Genomic DNA, 580 nt, shown 5'->3' with positions numbered 1-580 from the left:
AGCTGAGAATTGGGTTAGAAGACGTGAGGGCTGTATAACTAAAATTGAAAAGATGAAAGAGATGAATTTGTTTAATAAAAGCTCTTTAGCCACTCAGCTTAGTGACATTAGGGCGGCTGAAAAGGTGATGTCAGATCACGGCATTGAATTTGATAAATATAGAGTAGAGGCATAAGCATGGCAGCGGTAGCTGTAAAGCTAGAGAACGCTTTTAAAGCACTTTTGAAGGAAGGGAAAAAGATTAGTCCGTTCGCTGTCGAAAAACGTGCGGGAGTGTCTAACGGCTCTTTGAAGAATCATGCTGAGTTGTTGGGGAGGGTGCTTGAAGAAAAAGAAAAATACCTTTCAGATCCAAAGAAAGTAGGTGTGGTTAAGGCGAAGGAAAATAAGTCAAAAGCTCAGGTTTCAAAGGATAAATATCAGGAAGTGTTGGAGCAAAACGAAAGGCTCAAAACTAAGAATGAGCAGTTAGAGTCGGAGCATGTTGTCATGGCTGATAAGGTGGCTCAAATGACTTGGGAGTTACATCGCTACAAAACCAAAACTAGAAAAAATTCGACGAGCGTGAAGAATTTGAAGG

At 40.7% G+C, this 580-nt stretch carries 1 protein-coding gene; it reads left to right on the top strand.

The genetic code is table 11. The annotated features are described in order from the left end of the window. Positions 1-177 precede the first annotated feature (177 nt). A partial coding sequence (locus AB4486_RS23330; RefSeq protein ID WP_372118919.1) for a hypothetical protein occupies positions 178-580 on the top strand: 403 nt, incomplete at its 3' end.

This window comes from Vibrio sp. 10N.222.55.C6, assembly GCF_041473395.1.
GTDB lineage: Bacteria > Pseudomonadota > Gammaproteobacteria > Enterobacterales > Vibrionaceae > Vibrio > Vibrio crassostreae_C.
Note: the sequence above shows the minus strand (reverse complement) of the source record. Positions and strands in the feature narration are given on the sequence as shown.